Source organism: Actinophytocola sp. KF-1 (genome assembly GCF_054661535.1).
The window spans coordinates 150,773-166,581 of record NZ_BAAFVK010000012.1; the positions used below are offsets into that span (position 1 = coordinate 150,773).

At 72.8% G+C, this 15,809-nt stretch carries 15 protein-coding genes; 5 read left to right on the forward strand and 10 right to left on the reverse strand.

Going from position 1 to position 15,809, the window contains the following annotated elements; genetic code table 11:
• Positions 1-31: 31 nt before the first annotated feature.
• The 5 genes from ACYQ77_RS32475 to ACYQ77_RS32495 form a co-directional block, all read right to left on the reverse strand.
• Positions 32-1,699 carry a ribonuclease J gene (locus ACYQ77_RS32475; RefSeq protein ID WP_459718540.1) on the reverse strand — a complete coding sequence of 556 codons (1,668 nt, stop codon included), beginning with the start codon at positions 1,697-1,699 and terminating at the stop codon, positions 32-34.
• A gap of 5 nt (positions 1,700-1,704) precedes the next feature.
• On the reverse strand, positions 1,705-2,718 hold the full coding sequence (dapA, locus tag ACYQ77_RS32480; RefSeq protein WP_459718063.1) for a 4-hydroxy-tetrahydrodipicolinate synthase: 1,014 nt from the start codon (positions 2,716-2,718) through the stop codon (positions 1,705-1,707).
• A 10-nt stretch (positions 2,719-2,728) separates the two neighbouring features.
• Positions 2,729-4,180 (reverse strand): serine/threonine-protein kinase, encoded by a 1,452-nt coding sequence (locus tag ACYQ77_RS32485; RefSeq protein WP_459718066.1) that lies wholly within the window; start codon positions 4,178-4,180, stop codon positions 2,729-2,731.
• A 67-nt stretch (positions 4,181-4,247) separates the two neighbouring features.
• A complete protein-coding gene (locus ACYQ77_RS32490; protein ID WP_459718069.1) occupies positions 4,248-4,874 on the reverse strand; it encodes a TIGR03085 family metal-binding protein in 627 nt (208 codons plus the stop codon).
• A 36-nt stretch (positions 4,875-4,910) separates the two neighbouring features.
• Positions 4,911-6,347 carry a serine/threonine-protein kinase gene (locus ACYQ77_RS32495; protein ID WP_459718071.1) on the reverse strand — a complete coding sequence of 479 codons (1,437 nt, stop codon included), beginning with the start codon at positions 6,345-6,347 and terminating at the stop codon, positions 4,911-4,913.
• A 22-nt stretch (positions 6,348-6,369) separates the two neighbouring features.
• Here ACYQ77_RS32495 and ACYQ77_RS32500 point away from each other — a divergent pair, with 22 nt between their 5' ends.
• Complete coding sequence (locus ACYQ77_RS32500; protein ID WP_459718073.1) at positions 6,370-7,398, forward strand: DNA polymerase IV; 1,029 nt, start codon at positions 6,370-6,372, stop codon at positions 7,396-7,398.
• On the opposite strand, the gene ACYQ77_RS32505 is transcribed toward ACYQ77_RS32500, so the two are convergent.
• Together ACYQ77_RS32505 and thyX are read right to left on the reverse strand one after the other, a co-directional pair.
• The gene (locus tag ACYQ77_RS32505; protein ID WP_459718075.1) at positions 7,395-7,778 is read right to left on the reverse strand and encodes an ACT domain-containing protein; all 384 of its coding nucleotides are present in this window, start codon (positions 7,776-7,778) and stop codon (positions 7,395-7,397) included. The genes ACYQ77_RS32500 and ACYQ77_RS32505 overlap by 4 nt on opposite strands.
• A 4-nt stretch (positions 7,779-7,782) precedes the next feature.
• Entirely contained in the window at positions 7,783-8,535 is a 753-nt protein-coding gene (gene thyX / locus ACYQ77_RS32510) for an FAD-dependent thymidylate synthase (protein ID WP_459718077.1), read from the reverse strand.
• 90 nt (positions 8,536-8,625) lie between these two features.
• Here thyX and ACYQ77_RS32515 point away from each other — a divergent pair, with 90 nt between their 5' ends.
• Both ACYQ77_RS32515 and ACYQ77_RS32520 read left to right on the forward strand, forming a co-directional pair.
• The gene (locus ACYQ77_RS32515; protein ID WP_459718079.1) at positions 8,626-9,156 is read left to right on the forward strand and encodes a toxin-antitoxin system HicB family antitoxin; all 531 of its coding nucleotides are present in this window, start codon (positions 8,626-8,628) and stop codon (positions 9,154-9,156) included.
• A gap of 7 nt (positions 9,157-9,163) precedes the next feature.
• Positions 9,164-10,081: a DUF4097 family beta strand repeat-containing protein gene (locus ACYQ77_RS32520; RefSeq protein WP_459718082.1), complete on the forward strand. Its 918-nt coding sequence runs from the start codon at positions 9,164-9,166 to the stop codon at positions 10,079-10,081.
• 611 nt (positions 10,082-10,692) lie between these two features.
• On the opposite strand, the gene ACYQ77_RS32525 is transcribed toward ACYQ77_RS32520, so the two are convergent.
• From ACYQ77_RS32525 to ACYQ77_RS32535, 3 genes are read right to left on the reverse strand one after another with little or no spacing between them, the layout of a single operon-like run.
• Complete coding sequence (locus ACYQ77_RS32525) at positions 10,693-11,934, reverse strand: winged helix-turn-helix domain-containing protein (protein WP_459718084.1); 1,242 nt, start codon at positions 11,932-11,934, stop codon at positions 10,693-10,695.
• Complete coding sequence (locus ACYQ77_RS32530) at positions 11,931-12,881, reverse strand: EamA family transporter (RefSeq protein WP_459718087.1); 951 nt, start codon at positions 12,879-12,881, stop codon at positions 11,931-11,933. The genes ACYQ77_RS32525 and ACYQ77_RS32530 overlap by 4 nt, the downstream gene beginning before the upstream one ends.
• 47 nt (positions 12,882-12,928) lie before the next feature.
• The gene (locus ACYQ77_RS32535) at positions 12,929-14,479 is read right to left on the reverse strand and encodes a serine/threonine-protein kinase (RefSeq protein ID WP_459718088.1); all 1,551 of its coding nucleotides are present in this window, start codon (positions 14,477-14,479) and stop codon (positions 12,929-12,931) included.
• 81 nt (positions 14,480-14,560) lie between these two features.
• Between ACYQ77_RS32535 and ACYQ77_RS32540 the strand changes: the two genes are divergently transcribed.
• Positions 14,561-15,133, forward strand: coding sequence for an N-acetyltransferase family protein (locus ACYQ77_RS32540; protein ID WP_459718090.1), 573 nt, complete (start codon positions 14,561-14,563; stop codon positions 15,131-15,133).
• Positions 15,134-15,280: 147 nt separating this feature from the next.
• Positions 15,281-15,790 (forward strand): hypothetical protein, encoded by a 510-nt coding sequence (locus tag ACYQ77_RS32545; protein ID WP_459718092.1) that lies wholly within the window; start codon positions 15,281-15,283, stop codon positions 15,788-15,790.
• Positions 15,791-15,809: the final 19 nt, after the last annotated feature.

Consider the following 15,809-nt stretch of genomic DNA (forward strand, 5'->3'; position numbering starts at 1 on the left):
GCGCGGATCGACACGCGAGCCGGAGAGATTTTCAGACGGGGATCACCGTGGGGACGATCATCGGGCGGCGGCGGTAGGTGTCCGCGACCCAGCGGCCCACGACCCGGCGCACGGCCTGCGCGATCCGGTGCGTGTCGGTGATGCCCTCGGCCTCCGTGCGCGACAGCTCCATCTCCACCAGCGACACGACCTCGTCGAGCGCCTTCGGGTCGTCGGAGAAGCCGCGGCCGGAGACGGTCGGCGGCGCGACCGCGCGGCCCGACGACGACTCGACGGCCACCGTGATCGCGATGAAGCCGCCCTCGCCCAGGATGAGCCGGTCCGACAGCGTGGACTCGCCGACGTCGCCGACCGACAGGCCGTCGACGTACACGTGACCGACCTCGACCCGGCCGCTGATCTTCGCGCGGCCGTCCACCAGGTCGACGACCACGCCGTCCTCGGCGATCACCACGTGGTCGGCGGGCACCCCGGTCGCCACGGCCAGCGCCGCGTTCGCCCGCAGGTGCCGCCACTCGCCGTGCACCGGCATGACGTTCGACGGGCGGACCGCGTTGTAGAGGAACAGCAGCTCCCCCGCCGACGCGTGCCCGGACACGTGCACCCGGGCGTTGCCCTGGTGCACGACGTTGGCGCCGAGCCGGGCGAGCCCGTTGACCACGCCGAACACGGCGGTCTCGTTGCCGGGGATCAGGGAGCTGGCCAGCACGACGGTGTCCCCGGCGAGGATCCTGATCTGGCGGTGCTCGCCACGCGCCATCCGCGACAGCGCCGACAGCGGCTCGCCCTGCGACCCGGTCGACACGAACAGCACCTCGTGCTCGGGCAGCTCGAGCGCCTCGTGCAGGTCGATCAGCAGGCCCTCGGGCACGTGCAGCAGCCCGAGGTCGACCGCGATGCCCATGTTGCGCACCATCGACCGGCCGACGAGCGCGACCCGCCTGCCGTTCTGCACGGCCACGTCGAACACCTGCTGCACGCGGTGCACGTGGCTCGCGAAGCACGCCACGATCACCCGCTGCTTCGCCCGCGAGATCACGCCCTCGAGCACCGGCCCGATCTCGCGCTCGGCCATCACGAACCCGGGGACCTCGGCGTTCGTCGAGTCCACGAGGAACAGGTCGACGCCCTCGTCGCCGAGGCGGGAGAACCCGGCCAGGTCGGTGAGCCGGCCGTCGAGCGGCAGCTGGTCGAGCTTGATGTCACCGGTGTGCAGCACCAGCCCGGCCGGGGTGCGGATGGCGACCGCCAGCGCGTCCGGGATCGAGTGGTTGACCGCGAAGAACTCGCACTCGAAGTCGCCCGCTCCCCAGCGGCCGCCCTCGGTGACCTCGACGAGGGTCGGGGTCAGCCGGTGCTCCTTGCACTTCGCGGCGACCAGCGCGAGCGTGAAGCGCGAGCCGACGACCGGCAGGTCGGGGCGGAGGCGCAGCAGAAAGGGCACGGCCCCGATGTGGTCCTCGTGGCCGTGCGTGAGCACCACCGCGTCGATGTCGTCCATGCGGGACTCGATCGCGCGGAAGTCCGGCAGGATCAGGTCCACGCCGGGCTGCTGGTCCTCGGGGAAGAGCACCCCGCAGTCCACGATGAGCAGGCGACCGCCGTACTCGAAGACCGTCATGTTGCGGCCGACTTCGCCGATCCCGCCCAGGGCGACGACGCGCAGCCCTCCGTCGGCCAGGGGTCCTGGCGCGGCCATCTGCGTCACTGATGAACCTGCCCGGCGCTGGTGTGGGTGGTGGTGGCGATGTACGCGGCGGCCGCGTCCGCCCGCGCCACCCTGGCGGCGGCCACATCGGACGGCGCGGCGTCGGCCAGCGGCACGCCCGCGTCGCCCAGGTCCGCGGCGATCAGCGCGATCTGCTCCCTCGTCGCGGGCGGCAGCGGCAGCCGGGGGTCACCCGCCTGGTGCCCGCGCAGCCGCAGCGCGGCCTTCGCGAAGATCACGCCGCCGACCCGGCCCATGGCCCGGTACACCGGCAGCAGTCCGCGGTGGACGGTCCGCGCGGTGCTCACGTCGCCGTTCTCGTACGTCTCGAGCAGGCGGCGCAGCCTGCCCGCCACCACGTGCCCGATGACGGAGACGAACCCGACGGCGCCGACCGACAGCCACGGCAGGTTCAGCGCGTCGTCGCCGGAGTAGTAGGCGAGGTCGGTGCTCGCGATGACCTCGCTGCCCGCGAGCAGGTCGCCCTTGGCGTCCTTCACGGCCACGATCCTGGGGTGCTCCGCGAGCCTGCGCAGCGTGTCCACCTCGATCGGCACGACCGAGCGCGGCGGGATGTCGTAGAGCATGTTCGGCAGGCCGGACGCCTCGGCGACGGCCGTGAAGTGCGCGACCAGCCCGGCCTGCGGCGGCCGCGAGTAGTACGGGGTGACCACGAGGAGCCCGTGCGCGCCTGCCTGCTCGGCCTGCTGCGCCAGGTGCACGGAGTGCGCGGTGTCGTACGTGCCGACCGACGCCACGACCGTGGCCCGGTCCCCCACCGCCTCCACGACGGCACGCACCAGGTCGGCCTTCTCGGTGTCGGACGTCGTCGGCGACTCGCCGGTGGTCCCGCTGATCACCAGACCGTCGTTGCCGAGGTCGACGAGGTGGTTCGCGAGGCGCTGCGCACCGTCGAGGTCGAGCTTGCCGCTCGCGTCGAAGGGGGTCACCATCGCGGTGAGCACCTGGCCGAACGGCCGCCCCGGCTTGGCTGTCGGGCACGTGTTCATGCGGGAGACGCTACTCCACGACCAGGTACGTCTTGTTGAGCTGGTCGTTGTCGGCGCGGTACAGCACGCAATAGGACTCGCGGTGGTCGTCCCACGCGTCCTGTGTGGGCACGACGGCCCGGTAGCGCAGCCCGGCCTTCCCGGTCTCCGGGATCATCGCCGCCGACTCGAAGATCATCCGGCACACCGCCTCCGTGTACTGGACCAGCCCGTCGTGCCCGGGGAAGTCGATGTCCGGCCACGTCTCGTAGTCCTGCGGCGGGGTGTAGAAGGTGCGGGACTGGTACACCTCGAAGACGTGCGGCTGGTCGCACTCGACGTGCGAGCTCTGCGTGATCCGCCTGCCCCGGGTCAGGTCGCTGGTCATGCACCCGCCCTGCGGGCCGGAGTCCCAGGAGAACTCGGGGAGGTAGCCGCCCTCGCCGTAGGTGAGCGCGGTGTCCATCCCGGCCGGACGGCCGTCCTCCGCCGTCGGCTCGGTGCCCATCCTGGTGGCGAACCCCGCCGCGAACACGACGAGCGCGAGCACCAGCCCGGCCGTCACGACCACGCCCCGCCGGCCCCGCCGGGCGGCGTACCGCGTGGTCACCGCCGGCCGGTGGGTCAGGTGCGCGGTCCGCGCCGCGAAGCCGTCCGGCGGGGTCATCGTGACCTGGGCGAGCAGGCCGGCGACCTGGTCGGCGGTCGGCCTGGCCTCGGGGTGGGTGTTGAGCAGCCCCATGATCACCGACGCGAGCGGGCCCTGGCAGCGGGTGAGGTACGGGACCTCGTTGAGGATCGCGTGCATGGTCGCCGCGGTGGACGCGCGTTCGAACGCCGCGTACCCCTCCACCGCGAAGAACAGGACCGCGCCCAGCGCCCACAGGTCCGACCCGGCGTCGGCGTCCTGGCCGCGCAGCCGTTCCGGTGCCATGTAGACGGGCGAGCCGACGAGGACGCCGCTCGTGGTCAGGTGCGGGTCGTCGCCGGACTGGGCGATGCCGAAGTCGGTGAGCTTCACCCGCCCGCCGGGCAGCACCATGATGTTCGACGGCTTCACGTCGCGGTGCACCACACCGGCCGCGTGCGCCGCCCGCAGCGCGGACAGCAGCTGCTCGGCGAGCCGTGCCACGGCGTCCTGCGGCAGCGGACCGCGGTCACGGACCAGGTCGGTGAGGGTGGGCGCCTCGATCAGCTCCATCACGATGAACGTGGTGCCCTGCTCGCGGAGCACGTCGTACACCGTGACCACGCCGGGGTCGTTCAGCCGTCCCGCCGCGCGGGCCTCGCGCAGCACCCGCTCCTCGAACACCTCGCGTTCGGCGGCGGCGACGCCGTCGGGCAGGTGCAGTTCCTTGATGGCGACCTGCCTGCCGATCGTGCGGTCCTCCGCACGCCACACGATGCCCATGCCGCCGCGGCCGATCTCGCGCAGCAGGGCGTACCGGCCCGCGACCACCCGCTGCGCGACCTGCTCAGTCACCGTCCGTCCTCCTCCCCGTGCCGGTCACTCGGACCGGTGAAGCGGACGACGGGTTCCCCCGATTTGCCTACAGCCCCCGGCTGAGGCCCCGCACGGCCGCGATCGCCTTCTGGTCGCCGTCGAACTCCACCCGCACCGCGTCCCGCCCGAACGCGAAGAGCAGCAGCTCACCGGGCTCTCCGGTGACCGTCACGGTGTCCGGCCCGCGCTTGACGACGACGAACTCGCCGTCCGGGCGGCTCAGGACGAGCCCGACCGGGGTCTTGCGCAGCGTCAGCTTCCCGGCCCGCTTCAGCCCGGCCCACAGCACGGCGTCCCGGCGCGCGTCGGGCTCGCGCGGGGTCCAGCCGTCCTGGCCGCGGCGCACGTCCTCGTGGTGGACGAACAGCTCGACGCTGTTGACCAGCTTGTCCACGGCCGGGATCCGGGTCGGCCACCACGCGGGCGGGCCGCCGCGGACCATGTCCACCAGCTCACGCCACGGCCTGCGCGCGTAGGCGTCCTGCACGCGCTTGGTGTGCCCGGCGAACGCGGACAGCAGGATGCCGGGCGCGGCGTCCGGCCGGTGCTCACGCACGACGAGGTGCGCGGCCATGTCCCTGGTCTGCCAGCCCGCGCAGAGCGTCGGCCGGTCGGGACCCAGTTCGTCGAGCAGGTCGCACAGCGCGGCACGCTCGTCCGTGGCAACAGACATGCCACTGAGACTACCGAGGTCCTACCGGTGGGTAACTCACTCCTGCGGGCTCACCGACGCCTCGAGCTGCTTCCGGTCGCGGTCGCGGATCGCGCACAGCACCGACTGCTCCGGCTGCTCGGCGTCGGTCCACGTCGCGCGGGTCGGCACGAGCGTGACGTAGGCCAGGTCGGCGCGCTTGTCGGGCACGACGTACGCGCCGTCGTTGAACACGACCGCGCACACGCTCTCGCCGAGCGCCTTCACCCGTTCGGCGCCGGGGTAGTCCATGTCGTCGGCCTGGTACAGCTCGGTGCCGTAGACGACCTCGAAGTCGTGCACCTCGTCGCAGGTGACGCTCGACGCGATGCCCCGCCCCTGCTGCAGCGGCGAACTGCCGCAGCTGCCCGGCGAGACCGCGAACTCCGGGATGTCGCCGTCGGTGCCGTAGGTGAACGTCTCGCCCCGCGCGGGGTCGACGACCGGCTCGACCAGCCCCGCTCGGCCGCTGAACCAGCCACCCGCGAACGCGCCCGCGAGCAGCACGACGGCGGCGGCCAGGACGGGCCACCGTGTGCGCTTGGACCGCTGCGGGCCGGACGCGACCTGGGTCGCGTGCGGGCCCGGGTACATGGCGGTCGCGGCGTGCGCGACCGTCTGCTCACCGGTCGGGGTGCCGACCTGCGCGAGGAGCCCGCGCACCTGTTGCGCGGACAGCCTGGCCTGCGGTGTCGCGTTCAGCAGCCCCATGATCACCGACGCCAGCGGGCCGTGGCCGCGGGTCAGGTACGGCACCTCGCTGACGATCGCGTGCATGGTCGCCGCGGTGGTCGGCCGTTCGAACGCGGCGGCGCCCTCGACGGCGAAGAACAGCGTCGCGCCCAGCGCCCACAGGTCGGAGCCGGGTGAGGCCTGCTCCCCGCGGATCACCTCGGGCGCCAGGTAGGTGGGCGAGCCGATCAGGATGCCGCTCGTGGTCAGCCGGGGGTCGTCGGTGGACTGCGCGATGCCGAAGTCGGTCAGCTTCACCCGCCCGCTCGGCAGCACCATGACGTTCGACGGCTTCACGTCCCGGTGCACCACGCCCGCGGCGTGCGCGGCCTCCAGCGCCGACAACAGCTGCTCGGCGATCCGCGCCACCGCCTCCTGCGGCAGGGGGCCCTGGCGGGCGACGATGTCCGACAGCGTCGGCGCCTGGATCAGCTCCATCACGATGAACGTCGCGCCCGCCTCCTGCAGCACGTCGAACACCGTGACCACGCTCGGGTCGTTGAGCCGCCCCGCGGCCCGCGCCTCCCGGAGCACGCGCTGCTCCAGGACCTGCCGCTCCTCCGTCGGCACGCCGGCGGGCAGGTGCAGCTCCTTGATCGCGACCCGCCTGCCGATGGTCCGGTCCTCGGCGAGCCACACGATGCCCATGCCGCCCCGGCCGATCTCCTCGAGGATCGGGTACCGGCCGGCGATCACCCGCTGCTGGGTGGGCTGCTGTGTCACGCGCAGGATGTTAGATGGCGGTATGGCGGCCTGGGTGCTCCACGTCGACCTCGACCAGTTCATCGCGGCGGTCGAGGTGCTGCGGGACCCGTCGCTCGCCGGGAAACCCGTGGTCGTGGGCGGTCGCGGGGACCCGGCGGAGCGCGCGGTGGTGGCCACCGCGTCGTACGAGGCGCGGCAGTTCGGCGTGCACTCGGGCATCCCGCTGCGGCTCGCGGCCAAGCGGTGCCCGGACGCGGTGTTCCTGCCGCACGACCCGCCGGCGTACGAGGCGGCGTCGGCCGAGGTCTACGCGGTGCTGCGGTCGTTCGACGGGGTCGTCGTGGAGGCACTCGGCTGGGACGAGGCGTTCCTCGGCGTCACCACCGACGACCCGGTCGCGTTCGCCCGTTCGGTGCAGGCGGCCGTCCTCGCGCACACGCGGTTGTCGTGCTCGGTCGGCATCGGCGACAACAAGCTGCGGGCCAAGCTCGCGACGGACTTCGGGAAACCGGCCGGCGTGTACACGCTGACCAGGGACAACTGGTTCGCGGTGATGGCTGAGCGGCCCACCACCGCGCTGTGGGGCATCGGCACGAAGACCGGCCGCAAGCTCGCCGAGCTGGGGTTCACGACCGTGGCGGAGCTGGCCCGCGCCGACCCCGAGGTGCTGGCCGCGCGGCTGGGCCCGCGCATGGGCCCGTGGTACCGGGGGCTCGCGCGGGGCGCGGGCAGCGCGGAGGTCACCGCGACGCCGTGGCAGGCGAAGTCACGCAGCCGGGAGACCACGTTCCAGGCGGACCTCACCGACACCGCGTCGATCGAGGCGGAGGTCGTGTCGCTGGCCCGCCGGGTGGCGGCCGACGTGGCCGAGGAGGGCAGGCTCGCCGCGCGGGTGGCGGTGAAGGTGCGGTTCGTGCCGTTCTTCACCCACACCCGCAGCATGACGCTGCCGTCCCCGACCGACGACGTCGCGCGCCTGACCGAGGCCGCGCTCGAGGTGCTGGCGAAGTTCGACCTCGACCGCCCGATCCGGCTGCTCGGCGTGCGCGCGGAGTTCCCCGAGGGCTAGGCGCCCTCGAGTTCGTGGCCCGCCTCGCGCAGTGCCTTCACGGCGCGGGCGAGGTCGGTGGCCTTCACCAGCACGTGGTCGGTGTCGTAGGTGGAGACGGCGAACAGGCTGACGCCGGCGGCCGCCAGCTCACCCGCGAGGGCCGCCATGATCCCGGTCAGGTCGAACTCGAGCGGGCCGCGCACGGTGAGGAGCCGCCAGCCGGGGTGCGAGTGCTCGCTGTCCGGGGCGACGTCGGTCGGGCAGACGACCGACACCTCGGTCGGCGTGCTGGTGATCGAGACCAGCCCGGGTGCCTCGATCCGGGGCGGTGTGGTGCCCGCGGGCAGGCGGCAGACGGTGTAGTCCCCCGGCGCGATGTCGACGGTGAGCCGCTTCACGCCGTCAGCCCTCCGTGACGAACGGGCTGGAGGCGACCTCGGTGCCGTCCGGCAGCGCGGAGATCACGAAGTCGTCGAAGGCGTTCGCGGCCGCCTTCTGCAGCTGCCGCAGGCATTCCACGGCCAGCGCGCGGATCTCGACGTCGGCGTGCTCGCTCGCGCGCATCGCGATGAAGTGGCGCCACGCGCGGTAGTTGCCGGTGACCACGATCTTGGTCTCGGTCGCGTTCGGGAGGACGGCCCGCGCGGCCTGCCGTGCCTGCTTGCGGCGCAGGGTCGCGTTGGGCACGTCCGCGAAGCGCTCCTCGAGGCCCGCCAGCAGTTCGTCGTAGGCGGCGACGCTCGCCTCGGCGGCCTTGACGAACTTCTCGTGGAGCACCGGGTCGCTCGCGATCACGTCCGGTTCCACCATCGCCGCGTTCCGCTCGGGGACGTACCGCTGCGAGAGCTGCGAGTAGGAGAAGTGGCGGTGCCGGATCAGCTCGTGGGTGAGCGAGCGGGAGATGCCGGTGATGTAGAAGGTGACGGTGCCGTGCTCGAGGACGGACAGGTGGCCGACCTCGAGGATGTGGCGCAGGTAGCCGGCGTTGGTCGCGGTCGCGGGGTTCGGTTTCCGCCACGACTGGTAGCAGGCACGGCCCGCGAACTCGGCGAGCGCCTCGCCGCCCTCCGCGTCGGTCGACCAGGGGACGTCCTCGGGCGGGAAGAACTCCGTTTTCGCGACGAGCTGGACCTTCGGCGACACGGTCTCCGTCATGCCGGAAGCCTAACCGCGATTCCCGAATGCCGTCATGCCGCTGTCACCTCGACACTTGCCTGATGTCATTCGTGGTGTCATAATGACATCATGGATCTCACACCGTACATCGCCGCACTGCGGGAGGACCTCGCCCGGGCCGCGTCGGCCGGCGACGAGAACACTCGCCGCACGGCGGAGGTGCTGGCGGCGGCGTTGGAGCCCGCCGCGCGCCTCGCGATCATGAACGCACTGTCCGACCTGGCCGCGGAGGTGACGGCCGCGCAGGAGGACCACGTCGTGGACGTCCGCCTGTCGGGCCGTGACGTGCAGGTGGTGGTCACCCCGAGGGCGACCCCGCACGACTCCCGCGGCGACGACCTGCCGCCGGTGGACGACACCGCGGGCGGCGACATGAGCCGCATGACGCTCCGGCTGTTCGAGCAGCTGAAGGCGAAGGCCGAGCAGGCGGCGGCGGCGCAGGGGGTGTCGCTGAACACCTTCGTCCAGCAGGCGGTGCAGGGGGCACTGCACGGCAGGGGCAAGGGTTTCGGCGGCAAGGACTGGGGCGGCCAGCGTGGCTGGGGTGGCCCCGAGCGCGGGCAGGGCGGCTCCCGCGTGCACGGCTGGTACGAGGGGTGACGCGGTGATGACCGAAGAGAACGTGGTGCGCAGACAGAGTTTCGAGACCGACGGCCCGGTCGAGCTGGACCTCGGCACCGGGGGTGGCGGGATCACCGTGCGCCTGGTCGACGAGCCGGGTGTGCACGTGGAGATCCGCCAGGACCCGAGCGCGGCCAGCCCGTGGGCCCAGGGCGTCACCAACCTGATGAGCTGGGTCAGCAACCAGTTCGGCAGCCAGCTGGGCGGCCAGTTCGGCGAGACGGTGCCGGAGGGTTCGACCGCCGAGGCGGAGGCCGTCCGCCAGACGCGGGTCGACTTCACGGCGGGCAGGCTCGTCGTGCGGACCCCGAAGGAGATCCAGCTGCGCAACGTGCCGGTGGTGGTGTCGATCCAGGCGCCGGTCGGCTCCCACGTGGAGGCCCGCACCTCGTCGGGCGACATCACCGTCAACGGCGGCGCCGGTCGCCTGAACCTGCACACCGGTTCCGGGCGCATCAGCGCCGACCAGGCCGAGGACAAGGTCCAGGTCGACACGGGCTCCGGCACGGTCCGCCTCGGCCCCATGGCGGCGGGCCTGCGGGCCAAGACCGGCAGCGGCGACGTCGAGGTGACCGCCATCGGCGCGGCCAGCACGGTGGTCACGGGCAGCGGCGACGTCTGGCTGGGTGCGGTGACCGGGGATGTGCTGGCCCGCACCGGCAGCGGCCGCGTGACCATCGCCAACGCCGCGTCCGGCGAGCTGGAACTGCACACCGGCTCGGGCGCCATCCACGTCGGCGTCCGCAAGGGCAGCGCCGCGGAGATCGACCTGTCCTCAGGCTCGGGCGAGGCCCGCAGCGACCTGGACCTGACGACCAGTCCGCCGGAGTCGAAGCCCACGCTCCGCATCCGCGGCAGGACCGGCTCGGGCACCGCGCTGGTCAGCCAGGCCGCGGCCGAGTAAGCAACCCGCCGAAGAGGGGGAACCCCTGAGCGGCGCCTCCGCTCCCAGCACGAGAGGCGCCGCTCAGGCCTGTCCCGGGCGCGATCCCGACAAGATCATGGGCGGCCTCCGGCCCCCCGAAATCCAGCGTAACGCCAGGCACCGACACAACCGGCCGCCGCGAACCACCCTGTGGACCACTCAGAGCGGAGCCCCGCATTGCCGTGGACGCGCCATCCGGCCAAGCTCCGAAGACCCTCGGACCGATCCAGCGCAACCCCGGCCCAGCACCAAGCCCGATCCAGCGCAAGCCCGATCCAGCGCAACCCCGATCCAGCGCAACCCCGATCCAGCGCAACCCCGGCCCAGCGCCAAACCCGACCCAGCGCCAAACCCGACCCAGCGCCAAACCCGACCCAGCGCCAAACCCGACCCAGCGCCAAACCCGACCCAGCCCAACCCCGACCCAGCACCAAGCCCGATCCAGCGCCAACCCCGGCCCAGCGCCAACCCCCAAACCAGCGCCACCCGGCCCAGCGCAGCGCCACCCGGCCGGTCGAACCCGCGCCGACCCTCACACCCGGCCCGTCCGGCGTCGCGCTCTGTGCGCCTCTCCCCCGGTGGTCTGCGCCTCAGGCGCGTTGGGACTTCAGCGCTTTCGCCAGTGGCTTTGCCAGGTTTCCCTTGCTTCCCACCTCGACCCGGTCCAGTCCCAGCCACTCCGCCATCGTGCGCAGTTCGGCTGCCAGTTCGGTCGCCACGCGGACCGGGTCGGCGGTCGGTTCGGTGAAGGCGCCCCGGGCCTGCAGGGCGCCGGTCGCGCGGTCGGTTTTCAGGTCCACCCTGCCGGCCAGCTCGCCGTCCAGCAGGAACGGGAACACGTAGTACCCGTACACGCGCTTCGGCTCCGGGACGTAGATCTCGATGCGGTAGTGGAACCCGAAGATCCGTTCCGTCCGTTCACGCCGCCAGATCAGCGGGTCGAACGGGCTGAGCAGCGCCCTGCCTTCGACCTTGCGCGGCGTCTTCGCGTCGACGTGCCGGTACGCCGGTTGTGCCCATCCGCGCACCTCGACCCGCTCGACCGCGCCCTCGTCCACCAGCTCCGCCAGCGCCACCTGGCTGCGGGCCGGTTTCAGGCGGTAGTAGTCCCGCAGGTCGGGTTCCGTGCCGATGCCGTGCGCCGCGGCCGCGCGGAGCATCAGCTCGCGCGCCGCTTCCTCGTCCGACACCGGTGGCGCCGACAGCACCTCCGGCGGCAGCACTCGTTCGGGCAGGTCGTACAGCCGCTGGAAACCGCGCCGGGTGCCCGTGGTCAGCTCACCGGTCGCGAACAGCCACTCGCACGCGTGCTTCACCGCCGAGCGGTTCCACCAGCCGCCCGACGCCTTCTTCGCCCTGCCCTCGGCCAGGCCCAGCTCGTCCTCGAGCGGGCTCGCGCCGATCGGGCCCAGCTCCTTCACGGCGGCCAGCACGTCGTCGAACAGGCCCGGCGCGTCCGTCAACAGCGACGCGTACCGGTGGGCGTACTTCGCCTCGTACTCGCGCATGCGCCAGCGGAACAGCGGCCAGTCCGCCACCGGTAAGAGGCTCGCCTCATGGGCCCAGTACTCCACCAGCAGGCGTGGCCGGCGGGCGCTGTGCTTCCACGCCGCGTCGTCGACGAGGTCCGTCGGGTACGGGCCGAGCCGGGAGAACAGCGGCATGTAGTGCGCGCGCACGGCCACGTTCACCGAGTCGAGCTGGATCAGCCGCACGCGGTCGAGCACCCGTTTCAGGTGCCGCCGCGACACGTCGCCGCCTGCTCTGGGCTCGGTGAAACCCTGCGCCCCCAACGCGATCCGCCGCGCGGCGTCCGCACCGAGCACCGTCATCGTGGACATCCCTCCGTCACGCTCGCCGTCTTCTCCTTCGCGCGCTGCTCCCCGCGCACCACCAGCACCACCGCGCCCAGCACGACCAGCCCGCCCGCGAACTGCACCAGCCCGAACCGCTCGTCCACGAACAGCAGCCCGAGCAGCACGGCGATCACCGGGTTCACGTACGCGTACGTGGCCACGGTGGACACCGGCAGCCTGCCGAGCGCGTACACGTACGAGCTGAACGCGAGCGCACCGAACAGCACCAGGTACCCCCACGCGAGCCACGACGCCGTCGACACCTCCGCGTAGGTCACGTGCTCACCGCGGACCGCACCGCCCGCGGTGAGCAGCGCGCCGCCGACGATCATGCCCACCGCCGAGAACGTCACGGGGTTCGCCGGTGCCGGGAGCCGCGCCCCCGCCACGGTCCCGGCCGCCCAGCCCAGCGCCGCGAGCACCACCAGCCACGGCCCCCACCACGCCGTGCCGTGCGCACCCGCGACCGGGCCACCGAGCAGCAGCACCGCCAGCCCGGCAAGTCCGATCGCCACCCCGGCGACCGTCACCAGCGGCGGCCGCTGCCCGGTTAATCGCCGGAACAGCACGACGAACAGCGGCACACACGCGACCAGCAGCGCCGCGAGCCCTGACGCCACCTGCCGCTCCGCCACGACCACGAGCCCGTTCCCCCACCCGGGCAGCAGCACCCCCACCAGCGCCGCGGTGCCGAACTGCGGCCAGGTCATCCGGAACGCGCCCGGCCCCGCGACCGCCAGCACCGCGAGGCACAGCAGTACGCCGGACACCAGGAACCGCGCGCCGGCGGACAGCAGCGGCGGCATGGTCTCGACGCTGACCCGGATGGCCAGGTACGTCGAGCCCCACACCACGTAGACCACGCCGAGCGCCGCCCAGGCGAGCCAGGCGGGGGCGCGGGTCGGAGCGGCTGTCACTGTCACGGCCACACCATGACACGGACCACCGACAATTTTGGATCAGCCGGCGCTCAGCGCGGCCGGAAGACCGAACCGGTGATGCCGGTGACGTCGGTGATCTTGCCGACGCACCGGTAGACGCCCAGGTCACGGGACACGTCGTCGGTCGACGGCGGCAGGATCTCGAGCTCCCAGCGCTCCGGCCCGTAGTCCAGGGCCTCCCCGAACCGCGACGCCAGCATGTTCTCCTTCGAGCACACCTTCTTCACGACCGGGTGCTCGGCCAGCACGTCCTGGTACGGGTCCGCGACGTCGCCCGGCACGACCGCGATCGCGAAGACCTCCCAGATGTGTCCCTGGTCACAGGGGATCCGCCGGATGCTGTTGATCTCGCCGTTGATCATCACGTACCCGGACCAGCACTCGGCCTTGCGCACGCACTGGGCCTGCCCCTCGGGCACCGCGGCCGCCGGGCAGTCGTCCGTCACGGTCGCCACCCCGTAGACGTCGGTCGACGACCGGGTCGTCGTGGTGGTGGTCGTGCCGCCACCGTCACCCGCCCGCTGCCCGTCCCCGCCGGTGTCGCGCAGCGCGAAGTACCAGACGCCGGCCAGCACCAGCACGGCCGCGAGCGCCGCGCCCAGCCAGATCGCCGCGCGGCTGCGCTTCGGCGGCGCCGTCGGCTGCTGGAACGGCGGCGGGCCGGACACCGCGCCCTGCGCGGGCAGGCCGGGCGGGGGCGTCGACGGCGGCACGGACGGCCGCGCGACCGGCACGGTGACGACCGGCGAGGTCAGCACGTGCCGCGGCCCGCTGAAGTCACCGACGGTCAGCTGCGACAGGTCCGCCCGCAACGCCGCCGCCTCCGGGTACCGGTGCGCCGGGTCCTTGGCGAGCCCGCGCCGCAGCACGGTCATGAACTCGCGGGGCACGCCGGGGATGTCGTCGAGCGGCAGGTCGTGGCGCCGGACGATCTCCGGCACGGACAGCTCCCCCGCGTCCGGGTACCGCGGCGGCCGCCCGGCCAGCAGCGTGTAGAGCGTCGCGGTGAGCGCGTAGACGTCGGACTGCGGCGTCGGCGGCGCGAGGTGGAACTGCTCGGGCGCCGCGTACGCCGGGGTCAGGGCGGCGAGGGTGACGGAGGTGTCCCGGCCGGTCTCCATGAGGGCGGCGAGCCCGAAGTCGGCGAGCCCGACCGTGCCGTACCGCTTGACCAGGATGTTCGCCGGTTTGATGTCGCGGTGCAGCACGCCCAGGTCGTGGGCGGCGGCGAGCGCGTCGGCGATCTTCTGGCCGATCTCGGCCACCTCGCGCGGCGGCATCGGCTCGCGCCGGTCCGCGAGCGACCCGCCGGGGCACAGCTCCATGACGATGTAGGGCCGGTGGTCGGGCAGCACGCCCGCGTCGTAGATCTCGACCACGTGCGGGTGCCCGGAGAGCCTGCCCGCCGCCCGCACCTCGCGCAGGAAGCGGCGCTGGTCGCGGTCGTCGAGGATGACGCGCGTGTCTACCTTGATGGCGACCTCGCGGTCGATCGTGACCTGCCGGGCCCGGTAGACCACGCCGAACCCACCGCGCCCCAGCGCGTCGACGATCTCGTACCCGGGCACGGAGACAGTCACGGTCCGGAAGCGTAGCCGAGGGATCTTCGCGAACGGTGCCTGATGGGTGAGCCCGGCGAACCACCGTCTAGTTTCGTCGGCATGGCCGAAGCCACCGTCCGCCCAGCAGAGCCGTCCGACGCCGAGGAGATCGCCCGGATCCAGCTCGGCACGTGGCGCGCCGCCTACACCGACCTGCTGCCCGCCGAGGTCCTCGCCGCCCTCGACGGCGACGAAGCGGCCGGCGAGGCGGCCGCGACCTGGGGGCACACCATCGAACAGGGCCCGGCCAGGGTGTTCGTCGCGTTCGAGGGCCGGTGGTGCGTGGGGTTCTGCGCGGCCGGGCCCGCACCGCAGGACGAGTCGGCCGACGCGGCCGGCGTGCCGGTGCCGGACGCCGACCGGGTCGCGCTGGTCAGCACGCTGCTGGTGGAGCCGAGGTGGGGCCGGCGCGGGCACGGCGGCCGGCTGCTCGCCGCCACCGGGGAGGCCATGCTGGCGGCCGGGCTGGCACGCGGGATCGCCTGGGTCGCGGAGGCGGACAAGGCGTCGCTCGCGTTCTGGGAGCGCGCGGGGTGGGTGGCCGACGGCACGGTGCGTACATTGGACGCTGGCGGGAAGCCGCTGCGCGAGGTGCGCATGACGGGCACGCTCCGCTTCGAACTGGAGGACTGAGCGTCACCGGCGGGGAAAACTCGACACAACCGATCGGGTCCGCGCGACGTCTCAGGAGTGGGCGGCATTCGTTTCGAGTTCGCCCCGGGTCCACGTGTGGCTCAGGTACAGTGCATGCCGTTCTCGACCTCGGCTGGAGGTTTGCTCGTGATCGCATGGCTCGGACTGACGCTCGGCGTCGCCTTCGGGTCTGCGCTCCTCCCGCTCATCAGCATCGAGATCTTCCTCGTCGGGCTCGCGCTCCAGCAGCCGCACATCCCGTGGCTGTGCCTCGGCGCGACCGTCGCGGTCGGCCAGGTGGCGGGCAAGCTGCTGTACTACTACGCGGCCAAGGGCTCGCTGCGGCTGCCCGCGTTCATGCACCGCAAGGAGAAGATCGAGACGCCGCGCAGGGCCGCGTGGCGGCGGCGCACGAAGCGGTTCCGCATGTGGGTGGAGTTCCTGCGGGAGAAGTGCCACCGGCACCCGAAGTGGATGGTCGGCACCTACGGGCTCAGCTCGGTGGTCGGCCTGCCGCCGTTCATGGCGACCTCGGTGCTGGCGGGGATGGTGCGGATGAGCCTGTCCGCGTTCCTCGGCGCCGGCCTGATCGGGCGGTTCATCCGGTTCAGCCTGGTCGCGGCGTCCCCGGCGCTGTGCGCGAACTGGCTCTTCTGAGGAGTGTGGGGCGACGAGG